21 protein-coding genes and 1 tRNA gene are annotated in these 18,222 nt (G+C 66.3%); 10 read left to right on the forward strand and 12 right to left on the reverse strand.

Annotation, left to right across the window (positions count from 1 at the left end):
* Window positions 1-62 precede the first annotated feature (62 nt).
* From G341_RS0112855 to G341_RS0112870, 4 genes are all read right to left on the reverse strand, one after another.
* The gene (locus tag G341_RS0112855; RefSeq protein ID WP_018179555.1) at window positions 63-857 is read right to left on the reverse strand and encodes an SDR family NAD(P)-dependent oxidoreductase; all 795 of its coding nucleotides are present in this window, start codon (window positions 855-857) and stop codon (window positions 63-65) included.
* Window positions 858-981: 124 nt separating this feature from the next.
* Entirely contained in the window at window positions 982-3,006 is a 2,025-nt protein-coding gene (locus G341_RS0112860; protein WP_018179556.1) for an NADPH-dependent 2,4-dienoyl-CoA reductase, read from the reverse strand.
* A gap of 44 nt (window positions 3,007-3,050) precedes the next feature.
* Window positions 3,051-3,596, reverse strand: a complete 546-nt coding sequence (locus G341_RS0112865) for a PadR family transcriptional regulator (protein ID WP_018179557.1) — start codon at window positions 3,594-3,596, stop codon at window positions 3,051-3,053.
* A gap of 67 nt (window positions 3,597-3,663) precedes the next feature.
* A complete protein-coding gene (locus tag G341_RS0112870; protein ID WP_018179558.1) occupies window positions 3,664-4,065 on the reverse strand; it encodes a DUF6188 family protein in 402 nt (133 codons plus the stop codon).
* Window positions 4,066-4,221: 156 nt separating this feature from the next.
* Between G341_RS0112870 and G341_RS0112875 the strand changes: the two genes are divergently transcribed.
* On the forward strand, window positions 4,222-4,779 hold the full coding sequence (locus tag G341_RS0112875) for a nucleosidase (RefSeq protein WP_018179559.1): 558 nt from the start codon (window positions 4,222-4,224) through the stop codon (window positions 4,777-4,779).
* Window positions 4,780-4,794: 15 nt separating this feature from the next.
* Here G341_RS0112875 and G341_RS0112880 read toward each other — a convergent pair whose 3' ends face one another.
* Window positions 4,795-5,331, reverse strand: a complete 537-nt coding sequence (locus tag G341_RS0112880) for an NADPH-dependent FMN reductase (protein WP_018179560.1) — start codon at window positions 5,329-5,331, stop codon at window positions 4,795-4,797.
* Between the two features lie 131 nt (window positions 5,332-5,462).
* On the opposite strand from G341_RS0112880, the gene G341_RS0112885 reads away from it, so the two are divergent.
* On the forward strand, window positions 5,463-6,212 hold the full coding sequence (locus tag G341_RS0112885; RefSeq protein ID WP_018179561.1) for a dienelactone hydrolase family protein: 750 nt from the start codon (window positions 5,463-5,465) through the stop codon (window positions 6,210-6,212).
* Window positions 6,213-6,215: 3 nt separating this feature from the next.
* On the opposite strand, the gene G341_RS0112890 is transcribed toward G341_RS0112885, so the two are convergent.
* From G341_RS0112890 to G341_RS0112910, 5 genes are all read right to left on the reverse strand, one after another.
* Complete coding sequence (locus tag G341_RS0112890; protein ID WP_018179562.1) at window positions 6,216-7,856, reverse strand: ABC transporter permease; 1,641 nt, start codon at window positions 7,854-7,856, stop codon at window positions 6,216-6,218.
* Window positions 7,853-8,770, reverse strand: a complete 918-nt coding sequence (locus G341_RS0112895; protein ID WP_018179563.1) for an ABC transporter ATP-binding protein — start codon at window positions 8,768-8,770, stop codon at window positions 7,853-7,855. Before G341_RS0112895 ends, G341_RS0112890 begins: the two co-directional genes overlap by 4 nt.
* Window positions 8,767-9,471, reverse strand: a complete 705-nt coding sequence (locus tag G341_RS0112900) for a TetR/AcrR family transcriptional regulator (RefSeq protein WP_018179564.1) — start codon at window positions 9,469-9,471, stop codon at window positions 8,767-8,769. Before G341_RS0112900 ends, G341_RS0112895 begins: the two co-directional genes overlap by 4 nt.
* A gap of 127 nt (window positions 9,472-9,598) precedes the next feature.
* Complete coding sequence (locus tag G341_RS0112905) at window positions 9,599-9,937, reverse strand: DUF1801 domain-containing protein (protein ID WP_018179565.1); 339 nt, start codon at window positions 9,935-9,937, stop codon at window positions 9,599-9,601.
* Between the two features lie 43 nt (window positions 9,938-9,980).
* Window positions 9,981-10,433 carry a winged helix-turn-helix transcriptional regulator gene (locus G341_RS0112910; RefSeq protein ID WP_018179566.1) on the reverse strand — a complete coding sequence of 151 codons (453 nt, stop codon included), beginning with the start codon at window positions 10,431-10,433 and terminating at the stop codon, window positions 9,981-9,983.
* A 91-nt stretch (window positions 10,434-10,524) separates the two neighbouring features.
* Here G341_RS0112910 and G341_RS0112915 point away from each other — a divergent pair, with 91 nt between their 5' ends.
* Window positions 10,525-11,136, forward strand: coding sequence for a dihydrofolate reductase family protein (locus tag G341_RS0112915; protein ID WP_018179567.1), 612 nt, complete (start codon window positions 10,525-10,527; stop codon window positions 11,134-11,136).
* The gene (locus tag G341_RS0112920; protein WP_018179568.1) at window positions 11,136-11,519 is read left to right on the forward strand and encodes a TIGR03618 family F420-dependent PPOX class oxidoreductase; all 384 of its coding nucleotides are present in this window, start codon (window positions 11,136-11,138) and stop codon (window positions 11,517-11,519) included. Before G341_RS0112915 ends, G341_RS0112920 begins: the two co-directional genes overlap by 1 nt.
* A gap of 32 nt (window positions 11,520-11,551) precedes the next feature.
* Here G341_RS0112920 and G341_RS0112925 read toward each other — a convergent pair whose 3' ends face one another.
* Window positions 11,552-12,136: a TetR/AcrR family transcriptional regulator gene (locus G341_RS0112925; protein ID WP_018179569.1), complete on the reverse strand. Its 585-nt coding sequence runs from the start codon at window positions 12,134-12,136 to the stop codon at window positions 11,552-11,554.
* 5 nt (window positions 12,137-12,141) lie between these two features.
* On the reverse strand, window positions 12,142-12,699 hold the full coding sequence (locus G341_RS0112930) for a hypothetical protein (RefSeq protein WP_018179570.1): 558 nt from the start codon (window positions 12,697-12,699) through the stop codon (window positions 12,142-12,144).
* A 100-nt stretch (window positions 12,700-12,799) separates the two neighbouring features.
* Between G341_RS0112930 and G341_RS0112935 the strand changes: the two genes are divergently transcribed.
* The 6 genes from G341_RS0112935 (at window position 12,800) to G341_RS0112960 (ending at window position 18,221) form a co-directional block, all read left to right on the forward strand.
* Window positions 12,800-12,872: transfer RNA gene (locus tag G341_RS0112935), tRNA-Arg, on the forward strand.
* A 130-nt stretch (window positions 12,873-13,002) separates the two neighbouring features.
* Window positions 13,003-14,193, forward strand: a complete 1,191-nt coding sequence (locus tag G341_RS0112940; protein ID WP_018179571.1) for an RtcB family protein — start codon at window positions 13,003-13,005, stop codon at window positions 14,191-14,193.
* A gap of 91 nt (window positions 14,194-14,284) precedes the next feature.
* A complete protein-coding gene (locus tag G341_RS0112945; RefSeq protein WP_018179572.1) occupies window positions 14,285-16,405 on the forward strand; it encodes a bifunctional copper resistance protein CopD/cytochrome c oxidase assembly protein in 2,121 nt (706 codons plus the stop codon).
* Window positions 16,406-16,522: 117 nt separating this feature from the next.
* The gene (locus G341_RS22010; protein WP_018179573.1) at window positions 16,523-16,981 is read left to right on the forward strand and encodes a single-stranded DNA-binding protein; all 459 of its coding nucleotides are present in this window, start codon (window positions 16,523-16,525) and stop codon (window positions 16,979-16,981) included.
* Window positions 16,982-17,135: 154 nt separating this feature from the next.
* A complete protein-coding gene (locus tag G341_RS0112955) occupies window positions 17,136-17,609 on the forward strand; it encodes a hypothetical protein (protein ID WP_026303621.1) in 474 nt (157 codons plus the stop codon).
* Between the two features lie 45 nt (window positions 17,610-17,654).
* Window positions 17,655-18,221, forward strand: coding sequence for a TIGR03086 family metal-binding protein (locus G341_RS0112960; RefSeq protein ID WP_018179575.1), 567 nt, complete (start codon window positions 17,655-17,657; stop codon window positions 18,219-18,221).
* Window position 18,222 lies beyond the last annotated feature (1 nt).

Genomic DNA, 18,222 nt, shown 5'->3' on the forward strand with positions numbered 1-18,222 from the left:
GTCAACAACAACGGGCCGACTCGAACGAATCGAGTCGGCCCGTTGGTCATTGAGCGTGGCGACTACTCCGACGGCCCGACCTGTCCCCGGAATGCCTTGCCCGCCACGAATGCCGAGATCTTGCGGGGCGCGTAGGCGGCCGCGGTCGAGATGGCTTTGCTGAACGTTCCCGGCACGATGCGCTGCTTGTTGCGTTCGAGCGCGTCGATGCTGTCGCGGGCGGCCTTGTCGGCGGGGTACCAGGCGAAATCCGGCACGCCCTCCATGTCGGTGTTGCCCTCGGTACGCACCGGGCCGGGTGCCAGCAGGGTGATGTTGACACCCTTCTCGGCGACCTCGACGCGCAGGGCCTCGGCCAGGTTGTTGACGAAACCCTTTGTGGCCGAATAAGTGGCGTTGCCAGGGATCGGCAGATTGCCGGCGATCGAGCCGACCATCAGGATGCCGCCGGAGCCGCGCTTCACCATCTGCGGCAGCACCGCGAGCGTCAGCTCATGCGTCGCAACGGCATTGACGCGCACGATCTGCCGCTCGAAATCGTGGTCCAGATCGACGATGTCGCCGAAGCTGCCGACACCTGCGTTGTTGCAGAGCACCGACACCTCGGTGCTCTGCAACGTCGACACCACGTTGGCGAGTGACTCGGGATCGCCCAGATCCGCGGCGAGGACGTCGGCGGTGACGCCGAACCGCTTGTGCAGGTCATCGGCGAGCTCGGTGAGCTCGGCCTCGCGGCGGGCGATCAGCAGCACCGAGTGGCCGCGACGGGCCAGTTCGGTGGCGAGCTGACGCCCGATACCGGCGGAGGCGCCGGTGATGACGGCACGTGCGGACGCGGACGGAGCAGGGATCGGCATGCGCTAAATGCTAACGGCTAGCTGGCGCCAGCTGAACTACCGGCTGCGTTATGACGAAGCCCCGCATACAAAAGCGGTATAGCGGGACTCCGCCAACCTTGCCGGATCGTCCAGGGATCGCCAGCTAGATGCTTGCGGCGAGCTCGGTGCCTTGGCGGATCGCCCGCTTGGCATCCAGCTCGGCGGCCAGATCCGCACCGCCGATCACATGCGTGGTCACGCCGGCGGTGGTCAACGGGTCGATCAGGTCGCGTACGGATTCCTGGCCGGCGCACAGGACGATCGTGTCGACCTCGAGCACCCGGGCGTCCTTGTCCTCGAAGCTCAGGTGCAGGCCCTGGTCGTCGATCTTGTCGTAGCGGGCGCCGCTGATCTGTTCGACACCCTTCATCTTGATCGTCGCCTTGTGCACCCAGCCGCTGGTCATGCCGAGGCTCTTGCCCTGGCTGCCCGGCTTGCGCTGCACCAGGTACACCTTGCGGGCGGGCGTAGTCGGGCGCGGCTTGTCGACGAAACCGGGGACGGTCATGTCGTCGGTGACACCCCATTCCTGATTCCATTCCTTGACGTCCAGGGTTGGGGAGTCGTCGACCGTCAGGAACTCGCTGACGTCGAAACCGATTCCGCCGGCACCGATTACGGCGACGGTCTTGCCGATCTCCTTGTGGCCCAGGACCGCATCGGCATAGGTGACCACCTTCGGATGGTCGATGCCGGGGATGTTCGGGATGCGCGGCGTGACGCCGGTGGCGACGACGACCTCGTCGAACTTCTCCGCGATCAGCGTATCGGCGTCGACGCGGGTGTCGAGATGCACGGTCACGCCCTTCACCTGGAGCTGGCGCGTGAAGTAGCGGATCGTCTCGGTGAACTCCTCCTTGCCGGGAATCTTTGCGGCGATGGAGAACTGGCCACCGATCGACGATCCGGCCTCGTAGAGATGCACCTTGTGGCCGCGTTCGGCTGCCGAGACGGCGGCAGACAGGCCAGCCGGACCGGCGCCGATGACCGCGACGCGCTTGGCCGTCCGGGTCGGCCCGAGCGTCAGCGTGGTCTCGCGACCCGCGCGCGGGTTCAGCAGGCAGGAGACCTTCTTGCCGACGAAGGCGTGATCGAGGCAAGCCTGGTTGCAGGCGATGCAGGTGTTGATCTCGTCGTCGCGGGCGTCACGGGCCTTGTTCGCCAGCTCCGGATCGGCCAGCAGGGGACGCGCCATCGATACGGCGTCGACGCGACCGCGTTCCAGCACGGCTTCGGCCAGATCCGGGGTGTTGATGCGGTTGGAGGCGATCAGTGGGATCGACACCTCCTCGCGCAGCTTCTCGGTGTAGCCGACGAAGGCGGCGCGCGGCACGGAGGTGACGATCGTCGGGACCCGGGCCTCGTGCCAGCCGATGTCGGTGTTGATCGCGTCGACGCCATGCTCTTCGAGTTTGCGTGCCAGCAAGGCGATTTCGTCCCAGGTCTGGCCTTCGCTGACCAGGTCGGCGATCGACTGGCGCATGATCACCATCAGATCCTTGGGTGCCCGCTTGCGGATCTCCTTGACGATCTCGACGACCAGGCGCTGCCGGTTCTCGGTGGATCCGCCCCACTTGTCGGTGCGCTTGTTGGTGCGCTCGCACAGGAAGGTGTTGATCAGGTAGCCCTCGCCGCCCATGATCTCGATGCCGTCATAGCCGGCCTCGGCGGCGAGCTTGGCGCAGTGGCCGTACGACCGGATCGTCTGCCGGATGATCAGCTCGTTCATCTTGAGCGGCTGGAACGGGTGCACAGGCGACTTCTCCCAGCCGACGCTGACCTTGACCGGGGTGTATCCGTATCGGCCGGCGTGCAGGATCTGCAGGGCGATCTTGCCGCCTTCGGCGTGCACGGCATCGGTGTACTTGCGATGCCGCTTGACCTCCATCTGGTTGGTCAGCTTGCCGCCGAACGGCATCAGCAGTCCCAGGCGGGTCGGGGCGAAACCGCCGGTGATGATCAGGCCGACGCCGCCGCGTGCGCGTTCGGCGTAGTACGCCGCGAGCTTGTCGGCGTCCTTGGCGCGATCCTCCAGGCCGGTGTGCATCGACCCCATGACGATGCGGTTGCGCAGCGTCGTGTTGTTGATGGTGAGCGGCTCGAAGAGTTTGGGGTACTTCAGACTCATCGGATGGGGCCTTCCTTGTCAGGGCTGATGGAAGTGGAATTCAGTTATCGCCGAAGTCGGGCTTGGAGCGCGTCGATGACCTCGTCGCACCAGTCGAGGAACGCGGTCTGGACCGCGATGCCACCGCGCAGCACCAGGTACTGGTTCAGTCGGCGGCCGGTGAGTACGGACGGGTCCGGATAGTCGTCCTTCTCGAACTCCTGGTACAGCCGTAGACGCGCGGTATGGATCTCGCGGTGGCGGCGCATCTCCTCGATGACCACGTGCGGGTCGCCGTGTTCGGCGGCGCGTAGTTTGACGCTGAGCTCATCGCGCAACCGGTAGGGCTCCGTGGGTGATTCCACCCACTCGCGCAGCGCTTTTCGGCCCGCATCGGAAAGCTGGTACACCTTCTTGTCGGGCCGGCCGTCCTGAGGGATCGACTCGAATGTGACGAGGCCTTCGGAATGCAGCTTCTTGAGCGTGCGATAGATCTGCTGGTGCGTCGCCGACCAGAAATGTCCGATCGAACGCGTGAACTGCTGGCCGATCTCGTACCCGGATCCCGGGCGTTCGGCTAGCGACACCATGATTGCGTGCTCCAAGGCCACAACAGCAGCTAACCATGCACCAGTGCACTATGCAACTGTGTGCATAGTGCACTGGTGCATTGTCAGGTCAGACTGCGCGGCTCGAATGGTGCAGCACGACCCGGATGTTGCCCTCCGATTCGCAGACGGCGTAGCCGAAGGCCTTGCCGTAGATCTCCCAGGACTGAGCGTCCGGCAGCGGCGGCACGACGATGCGGTGCCCGCTATCGAACTCGACGGTCAGCGTGCCGTCCTCGTCATAGTCGGCGCTGGTACAGAGCTTGCCCGCGAAGGTGAAGAGCGGGCGCTGCGGATCGATCACCCGCGTTGGGTCGATCTCGACGACCTCGCTCGGCATACCGCCGACGGCCGGCAACGACATCTGCATCGGCGCCGTGATCACCAGCTCACAGTGGCCCTGCCCCTCGATCAGGACGGCGTCGTCGAACCCGATCCGGGTGACGCGCAGTCCGGTCATCCACATGTTCATTGCTGCCTCCCGACGGATGTGCCCTGTCCAGTGCCTGCCTGGTTCCTGTGTCTGCCTGATTCCCAGTGTCTGCCTGATTCGAGGCATCGACAAGGTGTCGCCCGGAGCCCGCCGCGGCCGCCGGCGGCGTGCGGGTCGGCCGGTAGGTTGTTCGGCATGTCTCGCTACCTGGTCGTCGCGGCCACCGCGGCGGAGTCCGCGCATGTCCCGGACGGTTTCGAGGTCTTGATCACCGGGATCGGGAAGGTGGCGGCGACCGCGGCATTGACTCGCCGGCTCGCCGCGGAGGTCGATGTCGACGGGCTGGAGATCATCAATCTCGGGACGGCCGGCGCGCTTCGCGACGGGCTGACCGGGCTGTTCGAAGTCGGCTCGGTGCTCAATCACGAGATCAGCGCGGACGCGCTGCGCACGCTGGGTTACGACGCGCGTGAGCTGCTCGTCGTGGGCGACACCGACACGGCTCTCGCCACCGGCGATGTGTTCGTCACCGACCCCGCCGTCCGGGATCGGCTGGCCGAACGGGCCCACCTCGTCGATATGGAGGGCTATGCCATCGCCTATGTCGCCGGCGAATTCGGTGTACCCGTGCGGCTGATCAAGCATGTGTCCGATGCTGCCGACGCCGGGGCGATGGAGTGGGTGTCCGTGGTCGATGCCAGCGCCCGGGTGCTCGGGGACTGGGTGGCGCAGAATCTGCGCCGCTCCGGATAGCGGCGTCTGCCGCCGTTAGCGCAGCAGCCGATCGAAGGTACCGGCCAGTCGTTCGACGATGCTCGCGTCGGCGACCAGGCCATCGGCGATCGCGCTGCGCGGCACCGTGATCGAGTCCGACAGCACGATCCGCGCGCCGGCGTACGTGAGCACGATGCGCAACGATTCGTGTGCGTCGCGGGCACCGGTCGGGCCGGTGGAGACATTGATCCAGCCGACCGGCTTGCCGCTGATCGAGCGCGGGTCGTTATCGCCGATCAGCCATTCGAGCAGATTCTTGAAGGCGCCGGGCAGCGCGCCGGCGTACTCGGGGGTGCAGATCAGCAGGGCATCGGCGGCGTGGACGGCGTCGCGCAGTTCTTGCACCGGCGGCGGCAGGGGATCGCGGTCGAGGTCGGGATCGAAGTACGGCAGCGCGGCGGTCCCGGAGAATAACTCCGCCGTGGCATCGGCCGGTGCCAGTGCTGCGACGGTCCTCAGCAGCGCGGTGTTCGTGGATCCGCTGCGCAGGCTGCCGGAGATCAGCAGGGCTCGGTGAGCTGTAGACGGCATCTGCTCACCGTAGCCACCCCCGGGCGGCGTGCCTGGCGAGGATGTCTGCGCATCGTGCCGCGGATGGCTATCCTCGGCGTCTGGCGGGTGATCGAACCAAACCCGACATATCAACCACCGCAGGAGAATTCATGCCCACCAGCAATGTCCGGATCTCGACCGCCGACGGCGACTGCGACGCCTTCGTCGCCTATCCGGATGACGGCCGGCAACATCCGGGTGTGGTGATGTACATGGACGTCTTCGGGCTGCGGCCGGTGCTGTGTCAGCTGGCCGAAGAACTGGCGTCGCACGGCTACTACGTGGTGGCGCCCAACGTCTTCTATCGACACAGCGCTGCGCCCGTGGTCGAGCTCCCCGAGTTCATCGACGCCGAGAGCCGGCCGCTGATAGTCCAGCAGCTCATACCGTTGCTGCAGGCGTATAGCACCGATGAGGTGCTGCGCGACGCCGATGCCTTCGTCGAATACTTGACGAACTGCCCGGAGGTCAGTGCCGGACCGATCGGCGTCGTCGGCTACTGCATGGGGGCCGTGCTCGCGATGCGGACGGCGGCGGCACATCCGGGTCGAGTGGCAGCGGTCGGCGGCTTTCATCCGGGCCGGTTGGTCACCGACGCGGCTGACAGCCCGCATCTCTCGATTCCCGATGTGCGGGCGGCGGTCGACCTTCGATTCGCCGAGGGCGACATCGCGCCCGAGACGCTGGCCGTGCTCGAGCAGGCCCTGGACGCGGCCGGGGTCGCGTACTCCTGCGCGACATATCCGGGCGCGCATCATGGGTACACGATGTCGGATACCGGCGCATTCGACGCGGATGCGCGGCAGCGGCACTGGGATGATCTGCTTGCACTGTTCGGGCGCACCTTGTCCGCGAGCTGAGGCCTAACGCAGATCCCGGCGCCGGAACGCAGTCAGTCCGACCGCGATCAGCACGACGTCGATGAACAGCAGCCACAGGACCGGCGTCAGAGTGAACGACGCGCCCGGCACCCGGGGAGTGTGAGCGAACGGTTCGAGGTCGAGAATCCATTGCGGGACACCGGAGATCGACCCGAGCAGGAACAGCGCGACGAATGCGACCAGCACGCCCCAGGCGGCTGTGGCGAAGCGTGGGGCGAGCCCGAACAGCAGGGCGGCCGCGCCGGTGAGCATCCAGATCGCCGGCAATTGCACCGCGGCGGCGCCGAGTACCCGGGGCAGTTTGCCGCTGATGTCGGATGCCGCTATGCCGTAGGCGATTCCGGCGACCAGCCCGCCCGCCAGCATCGCGACCGCCGGGCCGATGATGGCCAGGACGAGATGGCTGCCCGCCCAGCGGACCCGCCCGACCGCGCCGGAGAGCACCAGCTCGCCGCGGGTGTCGGCTTCCTCGCTGTGCAAACGCAGCGTGGACGAGATGGTGATCGCCGCCGCGCCGATCGCCAGCATGGTGAACGCGATCGTGATGAACGAGTCCTCCAGAAGCTGTGATCCGCCCATCCGATTGACGATGTCGCGCACGGTGTCGTTGTCGCCGATCTCGTCGCCGATTCCGTGGACAACGCTGCCCATCAGCAAGGCGTACAGGCAGATTCCGAGAGTCGACGCGATCAGCATGCCGCGCTGTAACCGCCAGGACAGTCCGAATGGCCCGCTGAGGGTGCCGGGTGCGGTGGGCGATCCGAGCCGCTCGGCGATCACCCCGGCGCCGACATCACGGGTACGCAGGATGCCGTACGCGACGACGGTCAGCACGATCGTCGTGACGAGATGCAGGGCGAGCACCCACCAGCGGTCACCGGCATACGGTCGAACCTGTATGGACCAGCCGAGCGGCGACAGCCATGAAAGCGTTCCGGAGCCCACGTCGCCGACGGCGCGCAGCGCGAAAGCCGCACCGAGAACAGCGAATGCGATACCTCGGGCCACCCGGGCGCTGGCACTGAGCTGTGCGGCGACCGCCGCCACGGCGGCGAATACGAACCCCGACGCCGCGAGGGCGAGCCCGAATGCCACCGACCCGGCATGCGGGACGTCGGTCGTGAACAGCATCGCGGCTGCGATGGCGCCGGTGAGCAACGATGCGCCGAAGCCCACGATCAACGCGGCCGTCAGCCCGGCGTAGCGGCCGATCGCCGTCGAGTCGACCAGCTCGGTGCGGCCGGCCTCCTCGTCGGTGCGGGTGTGGCGAATGACGGTGAGGATCACGGCGATAGCGATGATCGTGTAGAAGATGCCGGCTTTCCAGATGCCGACCGCGCCGAGACTGTCGTCGTAGACCGGGCCGTACATCGCCCGCTGTGCCGGGCTGCCCATGATCGAATGCGCGAGGGATGCCAGGCCGGCCGGCGTCGAGTAGGCGCTGTCCGTGGCGCCGATGTAGACCGGCGCCACCGGGACCGATAACAGTAATACCCAGAGCGGCAGGACGATACGGTCGCGGCGCAGCGCCAGCCGCAGCAGCAGGGTCGTGCCGGCCAGGTCGAGGATGTGTGCGACGAAGGCTCCGGGTCGTGACCGCGTCGAGACCGCGACGGTGCTCATGCCGGCGCCTTCTCGCCGGCGGGTGCGGCGTCGTCGGCCTCATAGTGCCGCAGAAACAGTTCTTCCAGAGTGGGTGGTTGACTGACCAGGCTGCGGACGCCGATGTCGCCGAGGGTCCGGATCAGCGCGCCGAGGTGGTCGGCGTCGACCTGGCAGTGCAGCGTGCGGCCGTTGATGGAGATGTCGTCGACGCCATCGAGCTGACTGAGATCGACTGAATCGCTGAGCATTTCGGCGCTGATCGAGGTGCGGCTCAAGTGCCGCATGGCGGACAGGTCGCCACTCTCCACGGTCTTGCCGGCACGGATGATGGTCACGCGCTGACACAGCGCCTCGACCTCCGACAGGATGTGACTCGACAGCAGGACGGTGACGCCGCGGGCGGCCGCCTCGGTGACGCACTCGCGGAAGACCTGCTCCATCAGCGGATCGAGCCCGGATGTCGGCTCGTCGAGCAGTAGGAGGCTCGCGTTCGAGGACAGCGCCGAGATCAGGGAGACCTTCTGCCGGTTGCCTTTCGAGTAGGTGCGGGCCTTCTTGCGCGGATCGAGGTCGAACCGCTCGATGAGCTCGGCCCGGCGCGCCTGATCGATGCCGCCGCGCATTCGGGCGAGCAGGTCGATGGTTTCGTCGCCGGATAGCGTCGGCCACAGCGTGACATCGCCTGGAACGTAGGCGATCTCGCGGTGAAGGTTGACCGCGTCGGCCCACGGATCGCGGCCGAGGATGCGGACCTTGCCGGACGATGCACGGAGGATTCCGAGGAGTATTCGGATGGTCGTCGACTTGCCGGAGCCGTTGGGGCCGAGGAAGCCGTGTACCTCGCCCTCGTTGACCTCGAGATCCAAGCCGTCGAGCGCGTGCACCTCGCCGAAATGCTTGTGCAGATTCTGAACATCGACGATGGTCGTCATCGATCCTCCTGGTCGGTGGTCTCGTGATTGATTGTGTCGCTGGCTGTTTCGGCGCGCTGTTGAATCATGGTGTCGAGGAAAGTCGAGTCGATGAACAGCCCCTCGGTGTACAGCTCCAGTGCCGGAAACATCGTCTCGTCGGTGAGTTCACGCACCACCCGGGCCCAGTCCACAGGCCCGTCCTGGTCGGCGCGCATCTGCAGAAACAGCAGGGTGCTGCCGAGTGATTGCATGCTGAGATAGCGGGCGCGGGCGGCCGGATCCCGGCTTGGGCGGAGCGTTCCGGCGGCGACGCCGTCCGCCAGGTACCGCTCGGTGACACCCACCATGTGCTCGAACATCGAGCGCCCGAGCGGCCCGCCCGCCTGATAGCTGCGGATGATGTAGGCGATGAAGGGCGCGTATTCCTCGACTTCTGCCAGCTGACGTAGCAGGCCGGCGGCGCTCGGCCTCGTCAGTGACTCGGTCTTGACCACCCGAATGCGCTCGATGACGTATGCTTCGCATTCCGTGCGGAGGCCCTCTTTCGAGCCGAAATGGTGGTTGACCAGGCCCGGCGAGACCCCGGCGGCGGTCGCCACGGCGCGTACCCCGGCCGTGAATCCCTGTTCGCCGAACACTGTGATCGCGGCGTCCCGAATGCGGGCGCGAGTCGTGAGATCGCCGGACGTTCCCTGACGAGGAGACGCGGTTGAACGCATGTTCAAGACATTAAACAAGTGTTCAATCGAACGCAAGGGTTCGCGGGAGCAACTGCCCGGGTCGCGACGCGCGTCGGCGATGGCGATGACGCGGAGTGGGCCGCGCTGAGCCGTGCCGGTGGTTCTCCTATGAGGCGGCTTTCGTCACCAGCGCGCGGATCGTGTCCTCCGTCGGGGCGTCGAGGGCGGTCACGTTCCATACGATCGGATGCATCGTGGCGCCCTCCTCGTATGCGGGGTTCACCGATTCGCCGAAGCCGAACGCGATGAAGTCCTTGTCCGTCTTGATGTAGCAGATGTCCTTGCCGTCCTTGACGTAGAACGGGATTCCCCATCGGACAATTGGCTCCAACGACGGAGCGCTTTCGCGGATGATGCTGTGCAGCCGTTCGCCGATCTCGCGGTACTGGGCGGGGGCATCGCCGAGCTTCGCGAGGACTGCGCTGTCGCCCTTCTTTGTGAACATGGTTGTCGATGCTCCTTTGACGTCGTGGCCTGGGCACTCCAAGTTAGTCTGCGGCGCCTGGTCCGGGTAGCAGGTCGATGTCGTTGGCGTGCATGGGTTCTCCGCAGTCCGCGCAGCGCAGGTCGACGGTGCTGATGTGTCCGCACGCGTGATGCCGGTACAGCACCGGGGGGCCGGCCTCGCCCGCCATCCAGCGGTCGCCCCACCCGGCCATCACCATCAGCAGGTCGACGAGTTCGGTGCCTTTGTCGGTCAGGTGGTACTCGTACCGCGGCCGGCGGTCGTAGGGGCGGCGTTCCAGGACGCCGTGCTCGACCAGGTGATTGAGGCGCTCGGTCAGCACCTTGCGGGAGATGCCGAGGTCGGCCTGGATGTCGTCGAATCGGTGCATGCCGACCCAGACGTCGCGCAGGACCAGCGGCGACCACGGCTCGCCGATGACGCTCATGGTCCGCGCGATGGAGCAGGCCATCTCGCTGAAGTCCGTTCGTTGCATCGGTCCGGGCCTTTCGATTCGGGGTTCCTTTACGAAACTCTACCTGCTAACGTGACAGAGTCTCTTCGAGAAACTCAGAAAGGTGTCAGCGATGAGCAAGGTCTTTACCTCGATGGCGGTGTCCGTCGACGGTTACATCACCGGGCGCGATCCGCGTCCGGGACACGGTCTCGGCGACGGCGGAGAACTCTTCGACTGGTATTTCAGCGGTGACACGCCGAGCACAGTCTTCGACGGGTTCCGTCTGTCTCGGGAAAGCGCGTCGCTCTTCGACGCGCTGGCCGACCGGGTAGGAGCAAGCGTGGCCGGCCGCAACACCTATGACGATTCCGATCGCTTCGGTGACAGCGGCGCGCCGCACCCGGCCGCGCCGCTGTTCGTGCTGAGTCACCGGCCGGCACCGCAGATGGTGGGGTCTGCGCAAGGCGGGCGTCAGACGCTGGTCGCCGGCGGGATCGAGGAGGCGATCACGGCGGCAAGCGAGGTCGCGGGCGGCAAGGATGTCGCGCTGATGGGTGGCGGCGTCGTCACCGAGGCGCTCAAGGCGAACCTGGTGGACGAGGTCATCCTGCATCAGGTTCCGGTGCTGCTCGGCGCGGGCCGGCCGTTCTTCCAGGAGCTTCCGGCACACATCGAGTTGCGCCTGGTCGACGCGATTTCCGCGCCCGGCGTCACGCATCTGCACTACGAGGTGCGGCGATGATGCTCGAACCGGAGGTGCGTGAAGTCCTCGACGGCGCATCGATCGCTCATCTGGCCACTGTGCTCGCCGACGGTTCGCCGCATGCCGTGCCGGTATTCGTCGGCACCGACGGCGACCGCATCGCGGTCTTCACCGATCCGGAGTCGTTCAAGGCCCGCAACCTGCGCCGCGATCCGCGCATCGCGCTCTCGATCGCTCCGGCCGATAATCCGTTCAATCCCATAGCGATTCGCGGTCGTGTGGTCGACTGGATCAACGGTGAACAGGCTTGGCAGATCATCGATCGGATCGCCATGAAGTACACGGGACAGCCGTACTCGCGAGAGCTGCGTCGGGCGGTCGCCCTGATCGAACCCGACTGGCAGTCGATCGGCGTTCGCTAGCAGGTCCTGTCCGCAGGTGGTGCCTGCGATCATCAGTCCGCGAGATCGTCGAGGTGCCGGCGAAGAATATCGAGCGACTCGGTAGCCGCGTCGGCGTCCCAGAGGGCGTGGATGGCGGTGCCGTCCAGCAGGGCGTGGAGTCGTCGCGCCTCATCGTCAGGGCCGCGGTCGCCGCCCAGCGCACCCGCTTCGTCGAGGATCGTGATGGCCAGCCCGCACGCTTCGCCGACCGCGGCGTTCAGCCGGACTGCGGTCGGGCGCAGGGCGGGGTCCGTGAGGGCGAGGACACCCAGTTGGGTCTGTGCGACCAGCTCGGTTCGCCGTTCCCGGTCGAGGGGGAGAAGCTGCGACAGGATCGCCTCGACCAGCGGGCGCCCGCGCAGTCCCGGTGAGAGTGCCGCGATCCGGTCGCGGGCCTGCTTCTCGATGATGTCCAGGCAATGCTCGCGCAGCGCGTGCTGGGTAGGAAAGGCGCGGCGCAATGAGGCGGTCGCGATCCCGGCCTCCTCGGCGACGCCGCGGACCGAGAGCCCGCCGAGGCCGTCTCGCTCGAGGACCCGCATGGACGCAGCGGTGATGTCCGCGCTGCGGGCCTCCGGATCGATGAGCTTGGGCATGCGACTCAGCTTAGGGACGCCGGCGTGCGCGGTTCTGCGCGATCCTTCTTCGGCCAGATCGTGTAGCTGACCGCCCAGAGGACGTCGACGACGAGGATGATGCCGACGATGCGGAAGTTGGTCGTCAGCTCGCGCGTCCGCTCGGTGTCGTCCACCAGCACGATCAGCCCGCCGGAGATGCCCGAGGCGATCGCCGCCATGAGCAGGGTGCGCAATACGTCCTTCCAGCATTTCAGCGTGTAGGCGGTGCCGCTAAGTCGTTGTGGCGCAGGTCCACCCGCGAAACGATGGACGAATCGGATGTCGGCCCAGGCGACGATCTGTGGCCCGTACGCGACCGAGAAGGCGATGTAGATCGCGGCGAGACCGTGCTGCCACGACGCGGTGCCGCCGTTGAAGAGATCTACTGCGACACAGATCAACAGGAACAGATCGATCGCGGGTGCGGCGATGAGCAGCGCGGCGCCCAGCTTCGGGCGGCGCAGCAGATAGCGGGCGATGAGGCCGGCCACAAGCGTCACCCAGAATCCGATCTCGCATACCGCGATGAGCACTGCGATCATGTCGGCCTCCGATCGTCCGCAGTTTAATTAACACAAGTGTACTCACAAAAATATGTATAGCGCCAAGCGGCAGAGGGCGGGAGGTTAGAGTGAGTGGTCTGCCTCCGTAGCTCAGTGGATAGAGCGACCGCCTTCTAAGCGGTTGGCCGCAGGTTCGATCCCTGCCGGGGGCGCCGAGTCGAACGCCGAAATATTCGGTAGCGTGCATGCGAATTCTCCGTCAGTCTGATTGACGGCCGTCTCGATCGTGACGGCCGGGTGATCGAAACCGGTTGCCCAGCAAAGAGACTGAAGGAGAAGTCGATGACACCGCACGCGGTTGAGGGGCGCAAGCTGCTCAACTTCGCATCCCAGATCGAAGACCTGACGCTGGAGCAGGCCAAGCAGACGGCGGAACTGCCGTTCATCTACCCGCATGTGGCGTTGATGCCCGACGCGCATTTCGGGCGGGGATCGGCGGTGGGCACCGTCATCCCGACCCTGGACGCGGTGATCCCCGCCGCGGTGGGCGTGGACATCGGCTGCGGCATGGTCGCCGTCCGGACGACCGCCGGCGCCGACAGGATTGCGGGCCTCGATCTGGGGGCGTTGCGGAAGTCCATCGAATCGGCGATTCCGCTCTCGCCCGGCAACAACAACCGATCACTGAGTCGGTTCGCGTTCACGGCCGAGCGGATCGCGGCGCTGGAGGAGCTCGCCGAGTCGAACGAGGTCGATCTGGCGCATTCGCGGAAATGGCGGTTCCAGCTGGGGTCGCTCGGCGGCGGCAACCACTTCATCGAGCTGTGTCTGGATCAGGAGGACCGGGTATGGCTCTTTCTGCATTCGGGTTCGCGCGGGGTCGGTAACCGGATCGCGCGCAAGCACATCGCGATCGCGCAGAAACTGTGCGCGCAGTGGCACGTCCAGCTGCCCAACGAGGACCTCGCCTACCTGCCGGCTGGGACCGCCGAGCTCGATGCGTACCTGCGTGATCTCGAGTGGGCGCAGCGTTTCGCCTTCGAGAACCGCGCTGAGATGATCGACCGGTTCCGGCAGGCGTTCGCGCACTGGATCGGTGCCGACGATCCGGCATCGGTCGAGGTCGAGCGGGTCAACTGCCATCACAACTACACGGTCCGCGAGACGCACGCGGGCCAGGATGTGTGGCTGACCCGTAAGGGTGCGGTCAATGCTGCGGCAGGCGTTCGTGCCGTGATCCCGGGATCGATGGGAACGCGGTCGTATGTCGTGCGCGGCAAGGGCCATACCGGCGCGCTCTGCAGCGCACCGCACGGTGCCGGGCGTCGGATGTCGCGGAATGCGGCCCGGAAGCGGTTCACCGAGGCCGACCTCGCCGCCGCGATGGTTGGCATCGAGTACCGCCATGGCGCGGCGTGGATCGACGAGATTCCGCAGGCCTACAAGGACATCGACGTCGTGATGGCCGACGCTGCCGAACTCGTCGAGGTGGAGTACGAACTGCGACAGATCCTCAACGTGAAGGGGACCTGACCCCACGTCGAGATCCCGCGGCTGAGACCCGCGCCACCACTCGGTGGCGCGGGTTTTCGCCGCCGACCTGCACCGGCCTACCCTGGAGGCCATGTCAGACGCCGCCGTCACCAGGCGACCCGGGGGCCCCGCGCCGGACGCCTTGGATCGCCCCATCTCGTCGATCGCCTGGGGCCTTGGCTGGGCGATCGCCTGGGTGGGCGGCATCGTCGGGATCATCGTCACCGCGTCCACGGTGTCGAGCACCCGACTCGCCGGCATCATCGACCCCGGCTGGATTGTCACCTATGGGATGCCGACCGTCCAGATCATCGGCGAGATCGGAGTGGTGGCGGCGATCGGCGGCGCATTGTTCGCGGCCTTCTTCGTGCCACCGCAGCCGGACGGTGTGCTCGATGTCGGCGGCTTCCAGGCCATGCGGTTCGCGACGGTCGGCGCGCTCGTGTGGACGGTCGCATCGCTGCTGCTGGTGCCGCTGTCGTTCTCGTACGCGACCAGTCGCTCGCTGAGCTATGCCATTGCACCGGCGCATTGGGGTACCGTGCTCGACCAGGTCGCCGAGTCGCGATCGTGGCTGTGGACGGCGGGATTCGCCTTGCTGGCCACGGTGCTCGGCCGGGTCGTATTGCGCTGGGGCTGGGCAGTTTTCATGCTGCCGCTGGCGCTGCTGAGCCTCATGCCACTGGCGCTCTCGGGCCACTCGTCGACCGGCGGCGACCACGACATTGCGACGAACTCCCTGATCCTGCATCTCATCTCGGCGACGCTGTGGATGGGCGGATTGTTCGCCGTCGTCGGTTATGTCTTCACCGGCGGTCGCTACGCCGAGCTGGCGGTACGACGGTTCTCCCGGATCGCCTTCTGGGCGTTGATCGTCGTCGGCGTCAGCGGCGTCATCAACGCGCTGGTCCGGATGGATTGGGACCAGCTGTTCTCGGAGACGTACGGCTGGCTGGTGTTCGGCAAGATCAGCGCACTGGTCGTGCTGGGCGGCTTCGGTGCGATGCAGCGCAAGCAGATCATCCGCCGCCTGGCCGACGGGCCGGTCGGGCGTGCGCTCTTCGTTCGGTTCGCCGCCGTCGAGCTGCTGGTATTCGGCGCGACCTTCGGCCTGGCCGTGGGGCTGTCGCGGACGCCGCCACCCGGCAGCGACTCGCTGCCGAGTATCACGAAGGTCGCGCTCGGCTTCGATCTGAACCAGCCGGCCAGCGTCGGACGGATTCTCACCGAATGGCGATTCGACCTGGTCTACGGCACCGCGGCGATCGTGCTGGCGATCGTCTACCTGCGCGGCGTCATCCGGTTGCGCCGTCGCGGCGACGACTGGCCGATCGGCCGCACGGTGTCGTGGCTGGCGGGCTGCCTGATCCTGCTCTTCGCGACGTCGTCCGGCCTGGGCAAGTACTCGACGGCGATGTTCAGCATTCACATGATCGAGCACATGGTGCTATCGATGCTGGTCCCGGTGCTGCTGGTGCTCGGCGGGCCGATCACGCTGGCGCTGCGGGCGCTCCCGGTGGCCGGCAAGGACGCCCCACCCGGCCCCCGCGAATGGATCAACTCGGCGCTGCACAGCAAGTTCTCACAGGTCATCACCAACCCGATTCTGGTCGTGGTGCTGTTCATCGGCAGCTTTTACGTGCTCTACCTGGGCGGCCTGTTCGGCGACGTGGTGAAGTATCACTCCGCGCATGTGCTGATGAATGCGCACTTCCTGCTGTCCGGATACCTCTTCTACTGGCTGGTGATCGGGATCGACCCCGCGCCGCGCACGTTGAGTCCGGTCGCGAAGGTCGGAATCGTGTTTGGCTCCTTGCCGTTTCATGCGTTCTTTGGTGTCGCGCTGATGATGACCGACACAGTGATCGCGAAGTCGTACTACAGCTCGCTGCATTTGCCGTGGTACATCGACCGGATGTCCGACCAGCGGCTGGGCGGCGGAATCGCCTGGGCCGCAGGCGAAGTGCCCTTGGTGCTGGTGATGCTGGCACTGCTCGTGCAGTGGCGCCGGCAGGATGACCGGGCCGCTAAGCGATTCGACCGTCGCGAAGATCGTGACGACGATGCGGAGCTGGCGAGCTACAACGCAATGCTGCGGCAGATGGCGGGGCGTTCGGCGGCGGCGACGCCGGACGAGGCGCCGGTCACCCAACCGCAGGAACCGGTCACCCAACCCCAGACCGCCGACGAGGCCTCACGCGAATCATCCTGATCCGCCCGGTTATCCACAGTTTTCTCCTTCATCCACAGACGGCCGATTTTCGGCCGGTGGCGTCGGGATCGCAGTGCACGCTGATGACACCGCATCCGATAGCGAAGGAGCACGACAATGCACGAGACATTCACGGCGGTAGTGGGCACCGTTCTCAACGAACCGCGCCGGCGCCGCACGGCATCCGGTGACGAGATCATCTCGTTCCGGATGGCCAGCAACTCGCGGAGGTTCGACCGGGAAACTGGCCAGTGGGTCGACGGCGCCAAGCTGTATTTGACGGTCACCTGCTGGAAACGGCTGGTCGCGGGGGTCGGCGCGGCCATCGCGAAGGGGCGTCCGGTGATCGCCTACGGGACCATTCGCACCAACGAGTACACGACGTCGGACGGTGAGAAGCGCGCCGACCTCGAAATGTCGGCCCACGCGGTCGGCATCGATCTGGCGCGCGGATGGGTGACCTACCAGGGGCCGATCCGGCTGGGGGACAACGGGCAACCGATTGAGGTCGGCCAGCCGGAAACACCGGCAGATGCTGCCGCGTCGCCTCTCGAGGTGGCGGCGACGGCTGCCTGAGCTGCGGTGTGCCGCGTGGTGGCGGGGGCCGCGCGGCACACCGAGACTCGCCTTGATTCCGGTCTTTCGATTCTCCTGCTAACGACCAGGTGCCGACTTACGATGCACAAATCGGACACAAACGACAATGCGGTACTGACGAAAGAGGGATGACATGCTGAAACGAGCAGCTGTGTGGGCCGGCGGACTTGCCGGCGCGGCGGCGTTGACGCTGGGCCTGGGCGCAGGCACCGCATCGGCGGCACCGATTCCCGTCTATCAAGTTCCGGCCACCGGACTTGCTGTGAGCGGCCTGGTCGTGCCGGGGCCGTGGTTCGTGAACATCCACGCCGAGACCACGAATATGCCCGGTCAGGTCGCCTTCTCGGCGCCGACGACTCCCTATTACTGCTCGGCCAGTTCTGCCGGGGCGCTGGTGCGTATCGACTACATCAACCTGAGCCGGGGCAACGCCGGTTCGGTCATGGTGAAGCCCTGCTACAACTTCCTCGACCCCACGCCGTTCGTTGCCAACGCGAATACCGGCAGCGGGCAGATCGCATTCACGACCAACATCGTCCCGTCGAAGTACTCGCCTCGCGCCGGGCAGCCGGCAATTCCGGGTGGCGGCACGCTGAACGTCGGCTGACGCAGCACCGGGCGGAGACATATCGCGGCGGCCGCGGAGGCACTTGTGCGGTCGGTGGTAGACGACCTCGACTACGCGCTTGACGGACTTGTGCGGGTGGTGGAACAGCTCCGCCGCGACGACTGGCGTCGTCCGACGGTGTGCGTCGGGTGGTCGGTGAGTGATGTTCTTGCCCATATCGTTTCGGTTACGCGCAAGTTCACGGTGTTCGCGGCCGGCGTCACTGATTCGCCGCGAGGCAGGGTTCTTGATGTGGCCGATTCCGATCTACCGCAGGTGCTCGTCGAGGCGGCCACTGACAGTGCACGGGCGTGGGGCCGGTGCGACTTCACCCGCACCTGTCACCTTCCGTTCGGGTCATTCGATGCCGACGCGGCGGCTGCGATCAACATGATGGACGTGCTGGTGCACACCTGGGATATCGCCGAGGCGGTCGAGGCGGACTACACGATGCCGCCGAGACTTGTCCTGCCTGCGATCGAGATCGCGCAACGCGTGGTTACCCCGGAAGCGGTTGCCGCTCGACAGTTCGCCGCTGCGGTACGGCTGACCGCCGCAGACTCACCGGAAGCCCGGTTGTTGGCGATGACAGGCCGAAGGCCGGTCCGATAGG

The organism is Jongsikchunia kroppenstedtii DSM 45133 (assembly GCF_000380485.1).
GTDB classification, from domain to species: domain Bacteria; phylum Actinomycetota; class Actinomycetes; order Mycobacteriales; family Mycobacteriaceae; genus Jongsikchunia; species Jongsikchunia kroppenstedtii.